At 38.3% G+C, this 20,491-nt stretch carries 23 protein-coding genes and 1 riboswitch; of the genes, 8 read left to right on the top strand and 15 right to left on the bottom strand.

Features of this window, described 5'->3' with window-relative positions; genetic code table 11:
• Positions 1–33 precede the first annotated feature (33 nt).
• Together MN204_RS11220 and MN204_RS11225 are read right to left on the bottom strand one after the other, a co-directional pair.
• Positions 34–345 carry a YuiB family protein gene (locus tag MN204_RS11220; protein WP_249871170.1) on the bottom strand — a complete coding sequence of 104 codons (312 nt, stop codon included), beginning with the start codon at positions 343–345 and terminating at the stop codon, positions 34–36.
• Between the two features lie 172 nt (positions 346–517).
• A complete protein-coding gene (locus MN204_RS11225; RefSeq protein WP_249871171.1) occupies positions 518–1,732 on the bottom strand; it encodes an NAD(P)/FAD-dependent oxidoreductase in 1,215 nt (404 codons plus the stop codon).
• 319 nt (positions 1,733–2,051) lie between these two features.
• On the opposite strand from MN204_RS11225, the gene MN204_RS11230 reads away from it, so the two are divergent.
• Positions 2,052–3,038 (top strand): NAD(P)/FAD-dependent oxidoreductase, encoded by a 987-nt coding sequence (locus MN204_RS11230; protein WP_249871172.1) that lies wholly within the window; start codon positions 2,052–2,054, stop codon positions 3,036–3,038.
• Positions 3,039–3,090: 52 nt separating this feature from the next.
• Here the strand turns inward: MN204_RS11230 and MN204_RS11235 are convergent, their stop codons facing one another.
• The 3 genes from MN204_RS11235 to MN204_RS11245 form a co-directional block, all read right to left on the bottom strand.
• A complete protein-coding gene (locus tag MN204_RS11235; protein ID WP_249871173.1) occupies positions 3,091–3,447 on the bottom strand; it encodes a HesB/IscA family protein in 357 nt (118 codons plus the stop codon).
• Positions 3,448–3,518: 71 nt separating this feature from the next.
• Positions 3,519–4,379 carry a diaminopimelate epimerase gene (dapF, locus tag MN204_RS11240; RefSeq protein WP_249871349.1) on the bottom strand — a complete coding sequence of 287 codons (861 nt, stop codon included), beginning with the start codon at positions 4,377–4,379 and terminating at the stop codon, positions 3,519–3,521.
• 16 nt (positions 4,380–4,395) lie between these two features.
• Positions 4,396–4,725: a YuzD family protein gene (locus MN204_RS11245; RefSeq protein ID WP_249871174.1), complete on the bottom strand. Its 330-nt coding sequence runs from the start codon at positions 4,723–4,725 to the stop codon at positions 4,396–4,398.
• A 142-nt stretch (positions 4,726–4,867) separates the two neighbouring features.
• Here MN204_RS11245 and MN204_RS11250 point away from each other — a divergent pair, with 142 nt between their 5' ends.
• Positions 4,868–5,092, top strand: a complete 225-nt coding sequence (locus MN204_RS11250; RefSeq protein ID WP_249871175.1) for a NifU family protein — start codon at positions 4,868–4,870, stop codon at positions 5,090–5,092.
• A 138-nt stretch (positions 5,093–5,230) separates the two neighbouring features.
• Here the strand turns inward: MN204_RS11250 and MN204_RS11255 are convergent, their stop codons facing one another.
• Positions 5,231–6,196, bottom strand: a complete 966-nt coding sequence (locus MN204_RS11255) for a 2-hydroxyacid dehydrogenase (RefSeq protein ID WP_249871176.1) — start codon at positions 6,194–6,196, stop codon at positions 5,231–5,233.
• A 22-nt stretch (positions 6,197–6,218) separates the two neighbouring features.
• A complete protein-coding gene (locus tag MN204_RS11260; RefSeq protein ID WP_249871350.1) occupies positions 6,219–7,175 on the bottom strand; it encodes a YutH/CotS family kinase-like spore coat protein in 957 nt (318 codons plus the stop codon).
• Between the two features lie 89 nt (positions 7,176–7,264).
• Between MN204_RS11260 and MN204_RS11265 the strand changes: the two genes are divergently transcribed.
• The gene (locus MN204_RS11265) at positions 7,265–7,780 is read left to right on the top strand and encodes a phosphatidylglycerophosphatase A family protein (RefSeq protein ID WP_249871177.1); all 516 of its coding nucleotides are present in this window, start codon (positions 7,265–7,267) and stop codon (positions 7,778–7,780) included.
• Between the two features lie 166 nt (positions 7,781–7,946).
• Positions 7,947–8,867 (top strand): phosphotransferase, encoded by a 921-nt coding sequence (locus MN204_RS11270; protein ID WP_249871178.1) that lies wholly within the window; start codon positions 7,947–7,949, stop codon positions 8,865–8,867.
• A gap of 437 nt (positions 8,868–9,304) precedes the next feature.
• Here MN204_RS11270 and MN204_RS11275 read toward each other — a convergent pair whose 3' ends face one another.
• The 3 genes from MN204_RS11275 to MN204_RS11285 all read right to left on the bottom strand — a co-directional run bounded on the left by MN204_RS11275 (position 9,305) and on the right by MN204_RS11285 (position 11,254).
• Positions 9,305–10,075 (bottom strand): 5' nucleotidase NucF, encoded by a 771-nt coding sequence (locus tag MN204_RS11275; RefSeq protein ID WP_249871179.1) that lies wholly within the window; start codon positions 10,073–10,075, stop codon positions 9,305–9,307.
• A 91-nt stretch (positions 10,076–10,166) separates the two neighbouring features.
• Positions 10,167–10,802, bottom strand: a complete 636-nt coding sequence (locus MN204_RS11280) for a helix-turn-helix transcriptional regulator (protein ID WP_249871180.1) — start codon at positions 10,800–10,802, stop codon at positions 10,167–10,169.
• Positions 10,803–10,813: 11 nt separating this feature from the next.
• Positions 10,814–11,254 carry a DUF86 domain-containing protein gene (locus MN204_RS11285; RefSeq protein WP_249871181.1) on the bottom strand — a complete coding sequence of 147 codons (441 nt, stop codon included), beginning with the start codon at positions 11,252–11,254 and terminating at the stop codon, positions 10,814–10,816.
• Between the two features lie 109 nt (positions 11,255–11,363).
• Here MN204_RS11285 and MN204_RS11290 point away from each other — a divergent pair, with 109 nt between their 5' ends.
• Entirely contained in the window at positions 11,364–12,785 is a 1,422-nt protein-coding gene (locus MN204_RS11290) for an amidase (protein ID WP_249871182.1), read from the top strand.
• A 441-nt stretch (positions 12,786–13,226) separates the two neighbouring features.
• Complete coding sequence (locus tag MN204_RS11295) at positions 13,227–13,484, top strand: hypothetical protein (protein WP_249871183.1); 258 nt, start codon at positions 13,227–13,229, stop codon at positions 13,482–13,484.
• 137 nt (positions 13,485–13,621) lie between these two features.
• Here MN204_RS11295 and MN204_RS11300 read toward each other — a convergent pair whose 3' ends face one another.
• Positions 13,622–13,897 carry a YutD family protein gene (locus MN204_RS11300; protein ID WP_249871184.1) on the bottom strand — a complete coding sequence of 92 codons (276 nt, stop codon included), beginning with the start codon at positions 13,895–13,897 and terminating at the stop codon, positions 13,622–13,624.
• Positions 13,898–14,033: 136 nt separating this feature from the next.
• Between MN204_RS11300 and MN204_RS11305 the strand changes: the two genes are divergently transcribed.
• Positions 14,034–14,609 (top strand): YhcN/YlaJ family sporulation lipoprotein, encoded by a 576-nt coding sequence (locus tag MN204_RS11305; protein WP_249871185.1) that lies wholly within the window; start codon positions 14,034–14,036, stop codon positions 14,607–14,609.
• A 33-nt stretch (positions 14,610–14,642) separates the two neighbouring features.
• Entirely contained in the window at positions 14,643–15,614 is a 972-nt protein-coding gene (locus MN204_RS11310; protein ID WP_306798678.1) for a M23 family metallopeptidase, read from the top strand.
• Between the two features lie 225 nt (positions 15,615–15,839).
• Here the strand turns inward: MN204_RS11310 and MN204_RS11315 are convergent, their stop codons facing one another.
• The 4 genes from MN204_RS11315 to yunB all read right to left on the bottom strand — a co-directional run bounded on the left by MN204_RS11315 (position 15,840) and on the right by yunB (position 20,434).
• On the bottom strand, positions 15,840–15,953 hold the full coding sequence (locus MN204_RS11315; protein ID WP_249871186.1) for a methionine/alanine import family NSS transporter small subunit: 114 nt from the start codon (positions 15,951–15,953) through the stop codon (positions 15,840–15,842).
• The gene (locus MN204_RS11320) at positions 15,954–17,492 is read right to left on the bottom strand and encodes a sodium-dependent transporter (RefSeq protein WP_249871187.1); all 1,539 of its coding nucleotides are present in this window, start codon (positions 17,490–17,492) and stop codon (positions 15,954–15,956) included. It abuts the gene before it with no gap.
• Between the two features lie 230 nt (positions 17,493–17,722).
• On the bottom strand, positions 17,723–19,282 hold the full coding sequence (locus tag MN204_RS11325; RefSeq protein WP_249871188.1) for a Na+/H+ antiporter NhaC family protein: 1,560 nt from the start codon (positions 19,280–19,282) through the stop codon (positions 17,723–17,725).
• Positions 19,283–19,434: 152 nt separating this feature from the next.
• A riboswitch (Lysine riboswitch) is annotated at positions 19,435–19,610 on the bottom strand.
• A gap of 47 nt (positions 19,611–19,657) precedes the next feature.
• Entirely contained in the window at positions 19,658–20,434 is a 777-nt protein-coding gene (gene yunB / locus MN204_RS11330) for a sporulation protein YunB (protein ID WP_249871189.1), read from the bottom strand.
• Positions 20,435–20,491 lie beyond the last annotated feature (57 nt).

A 20,491-nucleotide genomic window follows, 5' to 3' on the forward strand; every position in this document is an offset into this window, starting at 1 on the left:
CAATCTATTAAAATTTTATTCAAAAAAAAGGAATTAAAACATTTGATAGCCACTTTTACGCAAGAACTTTATAACCATACCGGAAACGATTGCTCCAGCTAAGCCAGATAATAAAATGATGACATCTGCAACTGCTAAACTTGTTATTTCACTTAACAATTTTGCAAAAGCATCTCCAGTATTTGTAAAATATTCGAGCGTGGAGATATTATCAATTATCATAACTATAATAAACGGATATAGGAATGCCATCAACCAGGTTCTTCTTAAAAGCATATTCAATATAAATGCTATCCCGAAAAAGATGATAAAGTATAACATAACAGAAACAATTAATTGGATCAATGTAGTAACTCCCCCTCATTTATCTATACAGGCATATAAGAGTCATTTTATAATAAAACAAAAGAAAAGCAAAGGCTATACGCTTGCCTTTGCTTTATTTACAGATATAAACTTACCTTTCTGGATAAGTAAGTGAACCTCTCATGACTATTGTCCCCGAGCTTTGGGCTAGTTAATGAAAGAAGTTAAACTTACCTTTTTTCATCAAGAGACCGATCCCACCCAATTTAAGAAGATAACGGTTATCACTCACTTTTTTCATAACTGCTGCTTTCCAACCGAATAATTGATGACCAAGGACTTCGGCAATCCCATCATCGTTACCAAGCGAAGCTATTGTCCCTTGTAAATGAGGTACGAACGATTTTAGTTTTCCACCACGGACCTTTTCTTTCACATTGCTTGCAACTGTTTCAGCCTGCTGGATTGCAATTTGCGCTGTCGGAGGAAATGGTCGCCCGGTCTCCTCATTTATAATTAATGCGCAATCTCCAATAACGAAAACTTCATCATGATCAGGGGTACGCATATCACCCCGTACTTCAACTTTCCCTCGGTTTGTTTCAAATCCAGAGCGTTCAACAATGGAATTTGCCCGAACTCCTGCCGCCCAAATCGTTGTCATTGTTGGTATTTCAATTTGTTTTCCATCTTTTTCATAAACAATACTATCATTCTTGCATTCCTTCAGCATTGCACCATTGATAAATTCTACTCCACGAGATTCCAATGAATTCATGGCATAATCAACAAGCCGCTCGTCAAATCCGGGCAAAATAGTTGATGCACCTTCAACTACAATAATCCTTACCTGGGTTTTTTCAATGTCATATTCTTCACACAGCTGTGGAATTCGATTTGCCAATTCTCCGGCAAACTCGATTCCCGTGAAACCGCCGCCTCCAATGACAATATTGAGTCGAGCATCATTTGTTTCCATCTCATGATGGTAGCATGCGAAGTTATAGTCCAAATGCTCCCTCAGTACACGGGCACTATTAATATTATCGATCGTAAATGCATGCTCATTCAGCCCGGGAATACCAAATGTTGCCGCCTCGAATCCTAATCCAATAACAAGAACATCATATTTAAGCTCATCATTTGAAAGTTTTACCATTTTCTCCTCTGGCTTAACACAGATCACTTCATCTAAAATAACATTTACTTTGTTTGAATCTATGACATCTTTAATCTTAATTTTAGTCCGATCATGATGAAGTGTACCAGCAGCATTTTCATGAAGCCATGTCGTCTGGTAATGGTAATCATTTTTGTTAACAAGTGTAATAACTGCTTCCGATGGATGCAGTGTTTTTTGCAATTTTGCCGCTGTCATCATGCCACCATATCCAGCACCTAAAATTACTATATGTGGTTTCTTCATTAATTTCACTACTCCATATTCTAGGATGTTTCCTATTTGTGATTCTCTTCACTAACTCATAAGACAAAATGAATGTACGTGTCAGTTTGCCTTATAAAAAGTTACTAAAATAACATCTATTTGTCATCAACCTGTAATATATCCTTATTCATACTAGCTTTTTTGGCAATAAATTTCAACCCTAAATCAAGCATTTTTAATAATCAAGCCCTTCCTAATTTTCCCTTAAAACAAATTAAGTACCCATTTATACCATGCCTCCAGTGTTTATGGTACGATATAAATGGCACAAATTAATAGAGAGAAATGAGGGTTTATCATGTCTGAAGAAATTTACGATATCACGATTATCGGAGCGGGTCCTGCTGGATTATTCACAGCTTTCTACGGAGGAATGCGTCAGGCAAGTGTTAAAATAATCGAAAGCCTGCCACATACAGGCGGACAGCTGACGGCCCTTTATCCGGAAAAATATATATATGATGTAGCTGGATTCCCAAAAGTACGTGCACAGGAGCTTGTCGACAGACTTGAAGAACAGATAAGCATGTTCAATCCTGAAATTGTATTAGGACAAGCTATTGAAAAATTGGATAGACTAGAAGATAACTCCTTTAAGATGACTTCAACTACCGGAGAAATTCATTATACAAAAACAATCATCATTACAGCAGGAAATGGAGCATTCCAGCCACGCCGTTTAAACATTGGGGAAAGTGAAAATTTCGAGGGAAAGAATTTACATTATCATGTTACAGATATGAATCAGTTCAAGGATAAAAATGTTGTTCTTTTAGGTGGCGGAGACTCCGCAGTTGACTGGGCACTAATGCTAGAAAAAGTTGCAAAAAATGTAAAGCTTGTTCATAGACGCGATCAATTCCGTGCTCATGAGCATAGTGTGGAACAATTGATGACTTCAACGGTAGAGGTGTTGACCCCATTCGCACCAACTGATATTGTTACTTCCGATAAAGTCGACAGAATTATATTGGAAGAAGTAAAAGGCGAGAGAAAAATGGACCTTGAAGTGGATGATGTCATCTGTAATTATGGGTTCATTTCAAGTCTAGGGCCAATTAAGGATTGGGGACTGGACATTGAAAAAAACAGCATCGTCGTCAACACAAAAATGGAAACCAATATTCCCGGAATCTATGCGGCAGGTGATATCTGCACCTATGAAGGTAAAGTAAAGCTGATCGTAACCGGATTTGGGGAAGGTCCAACGGCAGTCAACAATGCCAAAAACTATATTGATCCAAAAGCTCGTGTCCAACCGAAGCATTCAACAGCAATGTTTTAAGAAAAAAAGAAAGCCGGAGCAGAAAATAAATGCGCTCTGGCTTTCTTTTTTATTAGCAGTCCCCTGGTGTTCCGACTTTATCTTTCGTACGGAATGATGATCCACATCCACAGGAAACGATGGCATTCGGGTTATCGATGCTGAACCCTCCGCCCATCATATTTTGTTTGAAATCAATGGTTGTACCTTCTATGATAGGTATGTCCTGATTGAAAAACACAACAGGAATTCCGTTAATATCTTCCATGACATCCAGTTCTTCGTTTACATCGTACTCAAAACCCAATGAATAGGACAATCCGCTGCAGCCTCCACCCTTTATACCAAATCGCAATCGTGCATTTTCAGACTCATCCTTCATCATTTCTTTAATTTGAGCACACGCACTATCCGTTATATTAATGACCATTTGCCGGACCTCCTCTTTTTAGTAATATCTTAAGTATACAACACAACAAACGATATTCAACCATTTGATTTCTATTTGGAATACGTAAAAATTCCTTCTGCAATAACTTCCGCCCCACCGGTCATCCAGACATCACCATATTCATCCCATTTGATTGTTAAATCTCCACCAGCCAAATGAACGACAACATCCTCATTCCGATTCACATGATTATTTAAAACAGAAGCTACGACAGCTGCACATGCGCCTGTTCCACATGCTTGCGTTACCCCAGATCCACGTTCCCAAACACAAAAGTTTATTTCGTTAGGGGATACAATTTCGATGAATTCGACATTGACGCCCTCAGGAAAGCGCATATCCTTTTCAATTTTAGGTCCGAGCTCATATAATGGAGCTTCCTCTATATTGTCCACAAAAAACACAGCGTGAGGGTTCCCCATCGATACAGCTGTTACATGTAATTTTTCCCCGTTAACAATAAACGGTTCCGATACTACTTTCGGATCGTCATTTCCCATCATTGGAATATCCATGCGACGTAAGTCAGGTGCGCCCATATTGATCGTGATTTCCTGAACTTGGTCACCTTCTAATTGCACTTCGGATTCCACAATATTCGCTTTTGTCGCAATGCTGAACTTTTCTTTTTTGATTATGCCATGTTCGTAAGCATATTTGGCCGTACATCGTAGTCCATTGCCACAGCTCATTCCTTCAGACCCATCTTTATTAAATATCCGCATGCCAAGGTCCGCTTTTTCACTAGGGTGAATCAAAATCATTCCATCCGAACCAATTCCCGTGTTAACATTTGAAACTTTCTGAGCAATATCAGCCAGCATTTCTTCTTCTAGATTATGTTGGAACAGATCAATATAAATGTAATTATTTCCCAATCCATGCATTTTGATAAAGGGTATTTCCATTATGAGTACCTGCCTTCTGTTATGACTGTAGTTGTATGCCGTGTTTATCCAAAGAGCTATATATTGTCTTCAAACGGGGAATTCCTTCTGCGACCATTTCATCATTCACAAAAACGATTGGATAAAATAAATCCTCCTCGATAATCTGTTCCACAAACTTCTGATGCTTTTCCACATCAGGAGGCTGATTGATATCAATATATTCATATGCAATTGGGGCATCTATATACTTTCTTCCGATTGCAGCCTGTAGCCACTCATACGTATCTTTTGAACCTGGTGCTCCAACACAGCTGGCGCAAATTTGTTCCGATCCGTAAATGGTTATGATAACTTTTTTAGTTTCCACCGTATCCCCTCCTTGTATTTTATTTTACAAAATCTTTATATAAAGATAAAATATAATTGACTGGAAACTTAAAATTAATTTCAAAGATAGATTTTTATACAAATACAATTTATAATGGGAGTATGGAAAGGAGTAGATGGATATGCAAGAGCAAGTACAAGAAGTATTGAATAAATTACGTCCATTCTTACTGCGTGACGGTGGAGACGTCGAATTAATCGATGTCGATGAAGACGGTGTTGTTTTGCTTCGTCTAATGGGTGCATGTGGAAACTGTCCAAGTTCTACAATCACTTTAAAGGCAGGAATCGAACGCGCTTTAATGGCAGAAGTTCCTGGAGTGAAAGAAATCGAACAAGTTTTCTAAGAACTTTATATATTATAAGGCAGACAATACACTTGTCTGCCTTTTTTTACCATAGAAAGTATAGGCTTATAAAACTTCCATAGATGCACAGACGAAAAAGCTTGTTTTCTATTTTAAAAAAACTGTCCCTTTTATCAATTAATCGATAGGTGTTATGGCACCACTTCCACAAAGAACCCCTTTAAGATTATTCAGACAAAGATTAATCATTGCTGTTCGGGTTTCTTCACTCGCAGATCCGATATGAGGAAGACATACAACATTTGGCATTCCCATAAGTGGATGTTCGGAAGATATCGGTTCTTCCTTGAACACATCAAGTCCCGCCGCTTTTATCTTCCCTTCTTTGAGTGCCTGGAGTAATGCATCTTCATCAACGACTCCACCACGGGATATATTAATGAAAATAGCGCTTGATTTCATTTTTTCAAATGCCTGTTTATTAAAGATATTTTCCGTTTTCTTTGAAAGTGGAACAACCGAAACAATAAAGTCGGAATTTGACAGCAATTCATCAAAGCTTGAGTAGATTGCTCCGAGTTGCCTTTCTGCGGCTTCTTTGCGTGTACGATTATGATAGCGGACCATCATATTAAATCCTTTGGCACGTCTCGCTATACCTTCCCCTATTCTTCCCATGCCCAATATGCCTATTGTCTTATGATGGATGTCAGTTCCAGCCAACAGGTATGGGGCCCATTCCTTCCATCTATCGTTTTTGATAAACTCATTTGCTTCAACTACCCTTCTTCCAGTTGCCATCAGCAATGCGAATCCAAGATCTGCCGTTGTCTCTGATAATACATCAGGTGTATTCGTGACAATGACGCCATGTTTTTTTGCAGCAAGCAAATCGATATTGTCATAACCGACAGCAAGATTTGCAACTACTTTCAAATTTGCAGCTTGTGACAAAAGTTCTTCATCAACCTGATCAGTTAGAACTGTGAGTATACCATCTGCTGTTTTCGCTTCTGTCAGTAAAACCTCTCTAGGTACCCTTTCATCTTCTTTCTCCCACATGCGAACCGAAAAGATTTTCTCATAATCGGCGAGCAATGAATTCGGTATTTTCCTTGTTATATAAATCCTTGCTTTTCCCATGTTCTCCCCTCACTTTTAATCGTTACAGCCAGTGTAACACAGGTATTCCCCAACTTTCACTATCCACTCCAACTGTTTTGTAAAATGAACCTAGCTGCTTTTCATAATCTGCCTGTAACGTAATCATCCTTTTTAACTTAGCTACATCCGGATGCGTGAATCCATGTTCAATTAAATCATAAACATGTATAGGGAAGAGTAATCGTGCGTACACTAATCGCCATCCGAAAATGGATAATGGACATAGTTTCTGGTAATCATTCAAGAAACGTATCATTTTTTTCGAACTGTCATTTTTTAGAAAGGAATGACGTATATATTCAGCAATGTCTCTTGAGGGATGATCATAGATAAGCTGATCTGTCCAAATAATCGATTGCTCCGAAAACGCTTCAAACCGAATGAAGGTTGTCGTCCCCTGGTCAGTGGCGAGAATGCGCTTTTCACGTTCGCTCTCCTGCAAATATTGAATGGCATTCTCACTGACTCCAATTAAGTATGGAAGAAAATCCATCAAAGTCCGGTAATAGTCTGAGGGGGTTTCATAGGCTTGTTTTTCGATTGCATTCTCAAAAGTAGTTATTTTTTCAATCCAAAGTTCCTTCCACTTACCATAGCTTGAAATCGTTTTTGGTTCATATCTGAACTGGGCACCAATTTGATGAATTTTTGCTAAACGGATACCAGTTGAGTCTTCGTGATTTCGAGTCAATGTTGGAAGCTTTAAAACCATCCAGAAATCGTCTGCATAAGTCGTGTACCATTCACCATCCACATTCTTAATCGGCAGGGCCAGACTTTCCGGGATATTTTCATTTAAATAATAAGAAAGTGCCGCTTGTTCCATTAGTATTGTTTCCCTGTTTGTTCCAGAAATGGTAAAATAGATAGTGTCACCATGTCTGTAACCTTCTTTATTACCAAGAAACAGTTTATCTTCCACCTGGATATGGTAATGAATATTCAACATTTCTTCCATTGGCAAAGCAATCTCCCCTTTTTCCCTTTTAATAAAAGTGTATGAATGAAGAAAAGATAATTTAACTACAATAATGAAAAGGTGATCTGATGGCTAAATATACAAATAAAAGTGAACTCGAAATTAAAGCTAGACAATTACTTACACAACGTGGAGTCGGATTGGATGATATTGCTGAACTTGTCTATTATTTACAAGCGAAATATCATAAAAATTTATCCATGGATGTATGCAGGCACAATGTAGACCGCGTACTTACAAAAAGAGAAGTCCAAAATGCGATTCTGACAGGAATCCAATTGGATGTTCTTGCAGAGCAGAAAAAACTTGAAGAACCATTACAGAAAACAATTGAGATTGATGAAGGTCTGTACGGAGTGGATGAGGTTATTGCATTGTCCATCGTTAATGTTTATGGATCCATAGGAATGACCAATTTCGGATACATCGATAAACAAAAGCCCGGAATACTGAAAAAACTAAATGATAAATCCAGTGGTGAAATCCACACGTTTCTTGATGATATCGTCGGTGCAATTGCCGCTGCTGCATCAAGTAGATTGGCCCATAGTGATGCAGAGGACATGGAGGAAGTTGATATTTGAATATCCTTCTTGGCTCGTGAAAATTAGCAGCATTTATGCAGGCCTGTAGATTATCGTTTCTTATACCAGGAAATCACATGTGCATAACATAGAAACACACAGCGATTAAACTGTCTTGCTGTGTGTTTTTTATAATTATATTGATTTGAAATACGGGGGTATTGGTATGAGTGGATGTAAAGTTTTACAGACATTTGGTTTCCAGTCAACAGAAGAACCTAAAAGTATTTATTCTTTCTCTCCAGTTTATCGGGTGAATGCATTTATTGTAAAGCGCACCCAAAGTCCAATGGCAAGAGCGAACCGTCTTATTTCTTATACGACAGCCTTAAATGAAAAGGGAATTAATGTTGTTACCCCAGTAACACTCGATACTGACAATCCACAGTCAATCGGAGAATACGTTTATGTTGTCTACCCATTTATTCATGGATTGGTATATTCAGGAAAACAACATGAAATTTATGAAGCCGGGGAATTGTTAGGGAAAATCCACCATCTTTCACCGACTGAAAATACATACGATCTGGATGAATATGATGTTTTCAATTTTAATAATCAAGAGGTAGATGAAAGTGTTGAAAATATTAAAAGATTTGCAGAAGGTGCAGGTTCTTATATCGACAGCATGGAGCTGAAAAAGAAGCTATTGGAGATTGTCGCACAGCAGGAAGAATTAAGACGTTTACCATTACCGTCAGTTACAACACCTCATGATTATAAAGCTAATAATTTAATCTATACACCGGATCCTTTTCTGATTGATCCTGATAATGCATTAAGGATTCCTAAAATTTTTGATTTGGCACTTGCATTGCTTTTATTCCATAATGAAATGGCAACAGCTCCTGCCCGTATGTTCACACCTTCTGAATGGAATTTATTTTTATCAGGTTATAAGGAATATATGAGTTTTACCGAATTGGAACAAAGGGAGTGGAATCGAGCACTTGGGCATGTATTTCTTGATGAAGTAATGTGGTTAATGGCAGAAGTCGAAGAAGACTGGACCAATCCCTCTCAAGTAAAGCTATTTGAAAGTCTTGTGGAAGTATTGCTCGATCCTTCTAGTTACAATTTGGGCTAACTCTTATTCGCGTTAATTAAAAAATGTAAGGCTTTCATCGGATTTGATATAAAATGCGACGTAACTTCAATGTTAAATATAAAGCACTTTTAATGGAAAATAGATTCTCCAGTAACCGCAGCCCGTATACACTGCGCTTCCCTAGAGCGAACGCCGAAGCTACTTATCCAGCGTCACACCATATATCAAATCCAATTGTAATTAATTAAGTTAATTCGCAGTTCACATAAAATGCGAAGCTTATAAAGTAACAAAAATAACAAAACCAGCCTTCCGTTTGTCAAATCAGTAAGGCGATTATTAGTGACATTCGAAAGTTTAACCCATTTAAACGTTTGAACTTTTTTTAGTGTTACCCTAGTTGAGTAAATAGTGAAAAAACACTTCAAAGTCTTGAAGCGTTTTTTTCTACAACATTATTATTGGTTCCGTTCATTTCAAATATACCTTACCCAATCTTTCAGAGAATGTACATGATAGGTTGGCTGTTTGATTAGAGTCTCGAGATCATCAAACGGGGTTACGCCAGTGAATACCATTAATGTATCAATGCCCGCATTGATCCCTGCCTTTATATCTGTATTATAATTATCTCCTACCATTAACGTATCCTCTTTTGATAGACCAAGAATATGTAAAGCCTCTTGCATGATAATAGCCTCGGGTTTTCCGATAAATGTTGGCTTACGGCCCGTACTTACGGACACAACCGACGTCAATGCCCCGTTTCCTGGAAGTAACCCACGCTCCGTCGGAATAGCCACATCACTATTAGTGGAAATAAATGATGCACCATTCCGTATGGCAAGACAAGCTTTAACGAACTTCTCATAGGTCACTTGACGATCAATGCCCATGACAACATAATCACATTTTTCTTCCGTAATGACCAATCCACTTGCTTCTAGGGCATGAATTAGGCCAGACTCGCCAATCACGAAACAACGGGCATATTCCTTATTTGAACGAATATAATTTGCGGTTGCAAGACTTGTAGTCACAACCTGATCTGGTGTGGATTTTATACCCATGGAATTTAACTTATTGGATACATCCTCCTGGGTTTTTGATGAGTTATTGGTAACAAACAAATAAGGAATACCTCGTGCGGAAAGTTCATCAATAAAGTCAGCTGCTCCATCAATCACTTCTGTTCCGCGATACATCGTTCCATCCAAATCGATTAAATATCCTTTATACTTTTTCATATAAAATCCTTCTCCGTTTCAGAAAACTTCGTTACACTTATACAGATAGGAGCGTTTTAAACTTTTGTATCTGCCAAAAAAGATGATTGAATCATCTTTTTTCAGGTTTTGTTATTGTCCAACTGCAAATAGGTTCACCTTCTGTTATAAAAGAATGCGCTTTAACTTCACTTTCCGAGAAAATATCTTCATATAGCTTTTTCTCATTCGTGCACAACTGATGATAGCACTTAGCGATATTGGCTACCGGGCAATTGAAATTTTGTATTTCATAATGACCAGCTTCGGTTTTCTCAACCTCGAGCATATACCCCTTTTCGTTCTGTATACGTATCATTTCAGTTACCTTTTCATCAAAGTCTTCTAGTTGTATGGCTTTTCTGAAGGAAGATTTATCGCGTTCACCATGCTTATTCAAAAGCTCCTCAACAGCTGCTTTTCCATGTAACTCTTCTAAATCTTGCAATAGTTCAACAGGGAGATGTTTATATTGATTAGGAAATGTCTCATGTCCCTTCTCAGTCAAAACATATGTGAAATATGGACGACCAATCTTTTGTTTATGGGCAACCGAATTGACAAAACCGTTCTGCTCAAGTTCATGAAGCTGCTTTCGAACAGCAATTTCCGAAATGGAAAAATACGCCATGATAGCTCCAATGGTTAAACCGTTATTCTTTTTTAAGACGTGCAGCAGCTTTTCTTTTGTAGGTGTACGTTTACTCATTTTCATCACCTTTATTCATTGGAAAAAGCGTTGGCTACTCCAAGTTCATTTTTTAAATAGATTCGAATGTTTTGGCTGAACTTACCTAACATTTCTTCTTTATCCCTCATTATCTCAATTAACATGGAATGGTTAATATCTGTATAGTCATTAACGAGCATCCTGCGAAGACCGATGACAGACTTGTATCCCTGTTCTTCTTCTTCTGCTGGCAGCACTTTCTCATCAATCAATATATCGATAATATCATTGTAACTTCCTGGATCACGCATAATAAACCCATCAATCATCATATTACCGACATCAAGGATAGATTCAATTAGGACATGAACCATTCGCTCTAGACCAAATTTTTCGATTTTACTACTAAATGATTGCTTTTTTATTTCCAGAAGGATTTCTTCCATATATATAAGTGTTTGCTCAATTTTACTTTGATCCACAAAATACATTCATAATACCTCCATAACTGACTATAATTTTATCATATCATATTCTTTATGAATATAAGTTAAAACATGATATATTTAATAAAATGATCTTTATAATGAGGGAAAGCAAATGGAAGAAAAATCAATCATCGATATGGATGCAACGGCTTTAGCTAGTTCCATCCAAAATCATGACATGACCAGTGTCGAAGCTGTTACAGCTTTCATCAAACATATACTAGAAAACAATCCAGAAATTAACGCCATGGTGGAAGATCGGTTTGAGAAAGCTCTGGAAGAAGCAACGGAAATGGATTCTATGCTTGAAAGGAATGAGATTAAAGGACCTTTGCACGGTGTTCCAATCAGCATAAAAGAATCGGTGCATGTTGCAGATATGAAGACAACAGGTGGACTGGAACACCGGCAGGATTTGATTTCCAAGGACGATGCCGAGATTGTCACACGTTTAAAAAATGCAGGAGCCATTATTTTAGGTAAAACCAATACACCAGCATTAAGCTTTTGTCAGGAAACAGAGAATAAATTGTATGGAAGAACAAACAACCCGTGGGATGTTAGCCGGACTGCCGGGGGCTCCAGCGGGGGTGAGGGAGCACTACTCGCAATTGGAGGCGCTGCTGCTGGCATCGGTTCAGATATCGGTGGTTCGATTCGTTTTCCAGCACATTTCAATGGCGTTATCGGTTTCAAGCCCGGGATGTATCAAGTTTCCACTACCGGCCATTTCCCGCATGTGATTAATCCGCTTCAGGAGCGGATGATGACTGTAGGTCCGATGGGGAGATCCGTTCAGGACATGAGGCTTCTCTATCAAATTCTTTCGGGGTCATCATTGGAACAAAAAAAACTGCAGCATTTTCGAATAGAAATATTACCTGGAAATATCGACTATCCGTTATCACAAAAAACAAAAGAAATTCTTGATCAGCTTCAATTATTTCTGGAAAAAATATACTCAACAAAACGGGCAATTCCACCATATTTCAAGAATAGTGCTCTTATATGGCAAGAAATTATGTCCATTGAAGGAAGTAAATTAATTGAACTGGAAGCATACAACAATGACAGATCCCATGTATACACCTCTTTTTTCAAGGAAAAATTAACACAACGTACGAAGATACATCCATACCTTTCCTGGGCAATCATGGGAGCGAAAATGTTCCGACCATCCCTCAAGCGTATTCGCGAAATTGAAGCAACACTTGAGCAAGGAGATGAACTGCTGGCGTCATATTTAAAAAATCGTTTGTTGATCTTTCCGGTATACCATTCAGGAGCCTTACCACATGGTCAGGTCTTCAAAGAAATTTTTTCTATTCGAAAGACATTTCTGCAATATATGCCCTATACGGCATATGCGAACGTCTGGGGATTGCCTTCTTTGACAGTGCCTGTTGGAGTCGATGAGAACAATATGCCAGTCAGCGTTCAAATTATGAGCACAAACGGGAATGAAGATGCTCTGTTCCGCTTAGGAAGACTGATTGAGAAAAAATTTAGAGGTTATGTACGGTTTAGAAAATAAGCTGTTTTAACGATCGCGACTGAGGTTGCTCACCCTACCGAAAAAACTGTTATCATTTGCACAATATCTGTAAACTCCGAAGTAACTGCTATTCATGTTAGATCTGTAGCGCTGGTTATGGAAATAAGTTACTTCGGCAAACGCTCTGGGGAATACACTCACACCAAAAGCGCAGTGTATACGGGCTGCGGTTGCTGGAGAATCTATTTCCCATTAAAAGTGCTTTATATTTAACATTGAAGTTACGTCCCACTTTATATCTACTGTGAAGATAAAAGCAGCTAATCTATTGAATCATGGATTAGCTGCTTTTATTATTACACGGAAAGATAAATTCTCCTCTTTTCTTCAAACAATAGACTACAACATCAACTGTCATAATTCTTTCGTTAATACACATACTATAATTGCTGTAACACAACTAAAGGTGGCGATTTACAAATGAAAGATAATCATAAAGAGGAATACTCTAATTTTCCCAATGTCGATCAACAAAAAAACCAGTTAATTCCGGAAGAATTTCCTGAAGGTCCTTATGGTTCCGCAATTAATATAGATGAGAAAGTAACAGGCAAATCCGAACCATGGAAACCTGGACAATACCGTGACAGTGCATTTGTATTTCCTGATAAAAATCAGCATGATGGAATACCAAGGCAGGCAGATGGCGCTCACCCTACCCACGATAGTGAAAAGTAACAAGCATGGAGTGAATGCGGGCAGAAATGGGACGAAGATTAGAATAGAACGAAAGCTAGGCAACAGATTCAACAGCTGTTGCCTCTTCTTCCAATCATTTGACTCATGAAAGTTCTGCTCTTTATAAATAACATTGTTTACTTTGGTATTTTTTTCAAAACAAAATAGGCACATCCGAAATTACAATATTCTAGCAGATAATCATCCAAAGTACCGATTTTTGATTCAATCGTTGCTTTTGCATTTCTATCTTTATAGAATCCTTTTAAACGGAGTTGGTCATAGCCCCAATCTCCCACAATATAGTCATATTTCGCCAAAATTTCGGAATAGCGGTCCTTCAATGCTTGTTCCTGAAATCCGTCTTTTTTATTTTCAATAATTTCGTAGTTCTTTCCGTTCAATTCAATCAAGAAATTCACCCCACTTAACCTTATTATAGTTTACCACATGAGCAGTTATGGAAACCAGAAATATTTACATGCATTATTTTTTGCTTTTTAAAGAAACTAAAAGCATCACATCAATCGCTAATATAGGAGGTAAATCATGAAATCACTATTTTTCATTGCACTTGCAGTTACTTTATTTCTTTCAGCGTGTGGTCAAACAGATAACACGTTGACAGAAAGGGAACAGATAGTAAACGAATTGAACCCTACAAGAAATTATCAAAATCCTGCAAACCAGGACTTGGATGCTCAAATCGGTTATGTTCGATACACAAAGGAACAATTTGAAAATGACACAGAAAGTAATAATAAAGAAATAACTGTTGATCGTCATGCAATGGCCGATATGATTACCAGGATAATCTTACAAAATGACGATTTTAATGAAGTAGCAACACTTGTCACAGACCAGGAAGTTTTGATTGCCTATGACAGAACGGAAGCCATAAACGAAAATACCGCTGCAGACGTAGCGAAGAGGACTGCAATGTCAATCATGCCACGTTATTTCGATATTTACGTTACCGACAATGAAGCATTAGTGTACGACATTCAAAGTCTGCATAATTCTACAACCGAAAATCGAAACTATGACAACACCATTGACCAGATTATAGAAGAAATGCAAAAATCGCCGCAAGGAACGGAGAACACTCCGGATATGATGGAATAATGTGTTCCAGAAAAAGTTTGAGGAGGTGAGATAATGTTCTTTCGATTAGCCTTTAGTTGTTTTATTTTTATGTTTATTTTCATACAGCCATATAGTATTCAAGCTGAAGAAGAGGCAGAAGATATTTACGATGAACGAATGGCTCTCTTTAAAAAAACGGAAGCACTTACCCAAATTCCATGGTATTATTTTGCTGCAATTGATAATTATGAACGAAATATTAAAAACAGTGATGAGCCCGAGCAGGTGATTTCCATAGAAATCCCACCTGAATTATGGTTTGGACCAGGTAATAGCTCTTTTATGAAGGACATAGCTCTCATCGACACATTTAATGGTAAAGGAAAAGATGGGAATGGGGATGGCGTTGCCGACCCGGAAAATGCGGAAGATGTGCTGTATACAATGGCGATGATTCTTCTGGAATATGGCCCTGACAGAGATGATATTAAAATTGCACTTTGGAATCACTATAAAAGAGATTTAACCGTTCAGACGATTATGAATACGGCAAAAGTGTTTCAAACATTTGGTGATATAAATCTAACTGACAGGGATTTTCCTGTCTCCATTCAGCATAATTATAGCTACCGTAATACATGGGGGGATCGAAGAGGTTTTGGAGGACTACGTATACATGAAGGAACTGATATTTTTGCTGGGTATGGTGTTCCAGTTAAATCCACCACCTATGGAGTAATTGAAATGATGGGCTGGAATCTTTATGGTGGATGGCGGGTTGGTATACGAGATATCTTTAACATCTACCATTATTATGCCCATATGAGCGGATTCAGTGACGAAATAAAAGTAGGTCAGGTAGTAAAACCCGGAGATGTGATTGGAAGTGTCGGTTCAACAGGCTATGGTCCACCAGGCACATCAGGGAAATTCCCTCCACATCTGCATTATGGAATGTACAAGGATAACGGTTATAGTGAATGGTCTTTTGACCCCTACCCATATTTAGTAAAATGGGAACGCATGGCAAGAAATAAGGACTAAGAACAAAATCGCGAGGGTCTTCTACACCGCCGACTAGCTTGCGTTGGACGTACGAAATCGGAGGTGACGGGTTAGAAACGCTCGCATAAGCAAGGGAGTTTCTAGGAACCGGAGTTGGAAGCGGCCGTTTAGGTGTAAGAATTAATTGCTGCCAAAATTTTATACTTTCTTATCTCTAAAAAAACTTGGTTGTCACCAAGCGTATCAGTGACAACCAAGTTTGCTTTAATTTTTACTTTGCTTCTTTTGATTTCTTAAAGCATACCAGATGCTTGCTCCAAGTCCTCCCCAAATAATAATCATACCGATGATCATTACAAAAATCGCTCCACCACTCATCTATTTTGCCTCCCCAGTCTTTTGAGTTTCTTCTTCGACTGTATCCGAAGTTCTCCATTTTGAAAGTGATAGTAAAATACCAATCAATAAAGCGGCTCCTGCGACGGCCCATCCACCAAACATAATAAATGTATCCGTATATCCTTCATAGTTTCCTGTACCGGTATCAAATTCTTTCAACAAGTTCTGTTTGAATAATCCAAACATCATATAACCCAGGACAATCGGTGTAACAATACTCAAACAAATGGTCCACCATGAACCTAATCGAATATCCGATATTTCGTTTGCGTATGATTGCAGTCCCTTCATTTCCCGCAATATCCATGCAATCATGATAACTTCGATTAAACCGACTAACGCGACACCAAATTGGTTAATGAAGTAATCTGCTGCGTCCAGGAAGAAAAGTCCTCCTTGTGTAGCAAAAAGCAATGAAATCACTGCAGCAAAACCACCACCGAAAATTACCGCTTTTCCTCTGCTAATATTAAATTTATCAACTAATCCAGCGACATATGTTTCAATAATTGAAATTAAAGAGCTTAATCCCGCTAATACGAGCGAAGCAAAGAATAGGAATCCAAAAAATTCATTCAGGAATGGAAATTCATTGATAATGGCAGGAAAGACTACAAAAGCCAGACCAACACCACCAGCCACTACTTCATCAACACCAACACCAGCAGTAAATGCCATGAAGCCTAAAATAGCGAACACTCCAATACCTGCAAGCAATTCAAAACTGGAGTTTCCAAGCCCAACAATAAAAGCATTGTTCGTTATATCCGACTTTTTCGGCAAATAACTGGCGTACGTAATCATGATTGCAAATGCAATCGATAAACTGAAGAATATCTGTCCGTAAGCTGCAACCCATACATCCGCGTTGAGTATTTTACTGAAGTCAGGTGCAAAGAATGCATCCACTCCTGTTATTGCACCAGGTAATGTCAGGGAAAATATAACAATTATAAGAAAAATAATTACTAATGTAGGAATAAAAATCCTATTTGCAATTTCGATACCCCTTCTAACACCTTTAAACAGTATAGCCAGTACGATAGCCCAAACAAGAATTAATGGAATAAGTACGCCAGGAACCAAGTTTCCGATTTGTCCCGGATCAACTGTAAGATTTAAATAATCTGCAAACAAGAATCCTTCTGTGTCTTGACCCCAGCCCAAATTAAATGAAAAGACCGAATAAGATAGTGCCCAAGCAATGATTACTGAATAGTACGTGGAGATGACAAATGCTACTAGTACTCCCCACCAGCCCAGCCATTCTGTTTTCCTGTTCATTCTTTTGAACGTTAATGGTGCGGATCCTCGATACTTATGGCCCATTGTAAATTCCATAATCAATATCGGTATCCCCGCAGTTAACAAAGCAAATAAATACGGAATAAAAAATGCGCCCCCACCATTTTCAAAGGCAACTGTCGGAAAACGCCAAATATTACCTAAACCTACTGCAGAACCGACAGCTGCCAAAATAAAACCAGCTCTTGTCCCCCACTGAGAACGTCCTTCCATGTATAGCCCTCCTTTGTTTTCCTTTCTACTATCTATTCTTATGTTTAATAGTAAGAAGGAATGTTTTAAATATTTATTTTTTTCACATATTTATGCTTGTATTATAACGGTACTTTTATCCTATGTCAAAATAATATTTAAATTTTCATTTAATTCGACTATTCACACACTATCTTACTCGCAAAAAAATAACCTTCCACCAATTATGATGAAAGATTACTTTTACTGTTTTACGCATTATTACCTTGTGATTTTAAATAGTAACTTATTGAAAAACCAATAATTACGACAAGTCCAAGAGATACAAGCAATGGAATAATTACCATATTCGTGAGACCAACTAGCAGATAGCCAACAACAGCCACACCAGCTGCAATGAGTGCATAAGGTAACTGTGTTAATACGTGATCGATATGGTTAGCACCCGCACCTGTTGATGAAAGAATTGTTGTATCTGATATTGGCGTACAATGATCTCCAAAAACAGCACCTGCCAGTACAGCAGCCAATGAAGGCAGAAGCATTTCGATGTTTGAAACAGCTGCTACTTCTGCTGCAATCGGCAGCATGATCCCGAATGTTCCCCAGGATGTTCCCGTTGCAAGGGCCATAAATCCCGCAATGATGAAGAAAAGAACTGGTAGCATCGTAGAACTGATTGATGCATTTTCAAAGATTCCCGCTAAATATGCACCTGTTTCAAGGGTACCAATGATTGAACCAATCATCCATGCCAATATAAGTATATAAATGGCAGGCAGCATTGTTTTCGTACCTTCCCCAACTATTTTTCCGATATTTGCTTTCGGGGTACTTAATCCAAAATGGAATATCAGGGATGTTAGAACAGCCAGAACTCCACCGATAACTAATGATAAGTTAACATCCGTATTGGCAAATATAGTTAAAATCGTTATCGTACCTTCACTTGCATTTGCACCTGTGACAACCATTGACAAAACTGTTCCAACTACCAATACGATAATTGGTAGTATTAAATGATAAATTTTTCCTGCTTTATGCGGGGTAAACGCATCACTTAGGTCACCAGGAACCTTATCCTGTTCAGGATCCAATAAGGCACCTGTCTCCATTGCCCGTTTCTCGTGCTTGCGCATTGGCCCGATATCCAGTTTCAAATAAGCAACCATGAACACAAGCAAAATCGCTGAAAAGGCATATAAATTAAGGGGGATCATTTGAATAAATGCCGTTAGTGGCTGAATATCTGTAATTCCATTCGCTGCAAATAATCCACCAAGAATTCCTATAATATAAGCTCCCCAGCTTGAAATTGGTGAAATGACGGTCACTGGTGCAGAAGTGGAGTCAATAATGTAGGCAAGCTTTGCCCGGGAAATTTTATGTCTATCTGTCAAAGGTCTTGCAATTTGTCCGACAGCCAAGCTATTGAAGTAATCATCAATGAATATGATTAAGCCTAATACACTTGTCATGATCTGCGCACCTGTGCGAGTTTTGATGCGTTTCATCATCCATTCTCCAAACGCCCTGCTTCCGCCGGATGCCTGCAGGAATGCTGTCATCATCCCTAATAATATTAAAAATCCTAGTAATAGTAGATTTCCTGTATTTAAAGCCCCTTCAGAAACAAAAATTTCATAAAAAACCGTCCAAATTTCTGAAACGGAAGCGATAATATTAAAATCATGAATAAATAATGCCCCAACGATAATTCCTGCACCTAAGGATAGTAATACTTTTCTTGTAAGCATTACAAGCACCAACATAAGCAGTGCGGGAATTAATGAAAAAATTGTGCCTTCCATAATGTTACCTCCAATTTTTTTTGGAATGGACGTCAGGCGAACTTACTTGAGTACGAAATGCTAGTATACGAGCATACGTTATTTTTACACACAAAAAAACAACGATAGAAAATAACCTATCATTGTTTTTACAATATACGTTATCCTCCATTTCGATCAGTAGTTCTCCATGCATAGATTTTGCATGACAGTCCATCCTTTGTTCAAAAATGTACCAGCAATAATAAGACTGACCCTTATTACGCTTCGGCAAACAATCCTTTTATCAACCATCCCAGTTGTCATCCTCCGGTTGATTACTCATCTTGTTTGCGCCTCTACCTCACCGATCTGATAAGGTTTAATATTTAATTATACGATTACTATACAAGATTCTTAGTTATTCTGCAAGTCCTCTTTAGGGACAGCGATTGACGGTCCACCACCATCGCCACTGTAAAATTCCGGTACTTTGCCAAAAATAGCTCCTCCGTCAATATAGATTTCCGTATGTACGGTTTTAACTTCCGTCGTAAACGGTATGACAATTTGTACATCAGCCTCTACATTGACAAAGAGCGAAACCCAAGTACCATTGATGCCAAACTCTTCCTCATCCCGTACAATATTTGTCCGTACACTTCCTACTAAGCCTAGATTAATTGGAATTTTTGGACCCAAGTTGGCCAGAACAGTATTGCCTGTAACTTGCCCTAGCGGTACTTCAACCAAGGTGGGATCCTGTTCTACACGCCCTCTGGCTCCTTCTTCATAATCATACGGATCATGAAGTGAATAATCATAAGTAATTGGGTCTCCTCTATTTACATTTTTGAAGAACTCTTCAACTCTGTCGGTCGCCACGCGATTGATTTCGCTGACTGCAGATGGGTTCCAACCATACGTCGCAACGTGTCCCTCGTTATCATAGGTTATATTCAATACATCCTCAAAGTTGTACTCTTCAGCGAATCTAACAGCGGAATTGATTGCACGCGTTGCAAATTCATCTGTCTTCACTTCGCCGATTTGCATGAGCACCGGTTCAATTCGCTTATCGATAATCCATATACTGAATCCTACACAGCATACAAATATTACTAGCGTAATCATCATAATATTACTTCCTGGAGGTGATGCGAATTTTTTTCGATAACGCTTTTTATGCCTCAATCCAAAAACCCCCTCAAGAACAATTTATGCTTGTTCTAAGGGGGTTAGACTAATTAA

The organism is Oceanobacillus saliphilus (assembly GCF_023522835.1).
Lineage (GTDB): Bacteria > Bacillota > Bacilli > Bacillales > Amphibacillaceae > Oceanobacillus > Oceanobacillus saliphilus.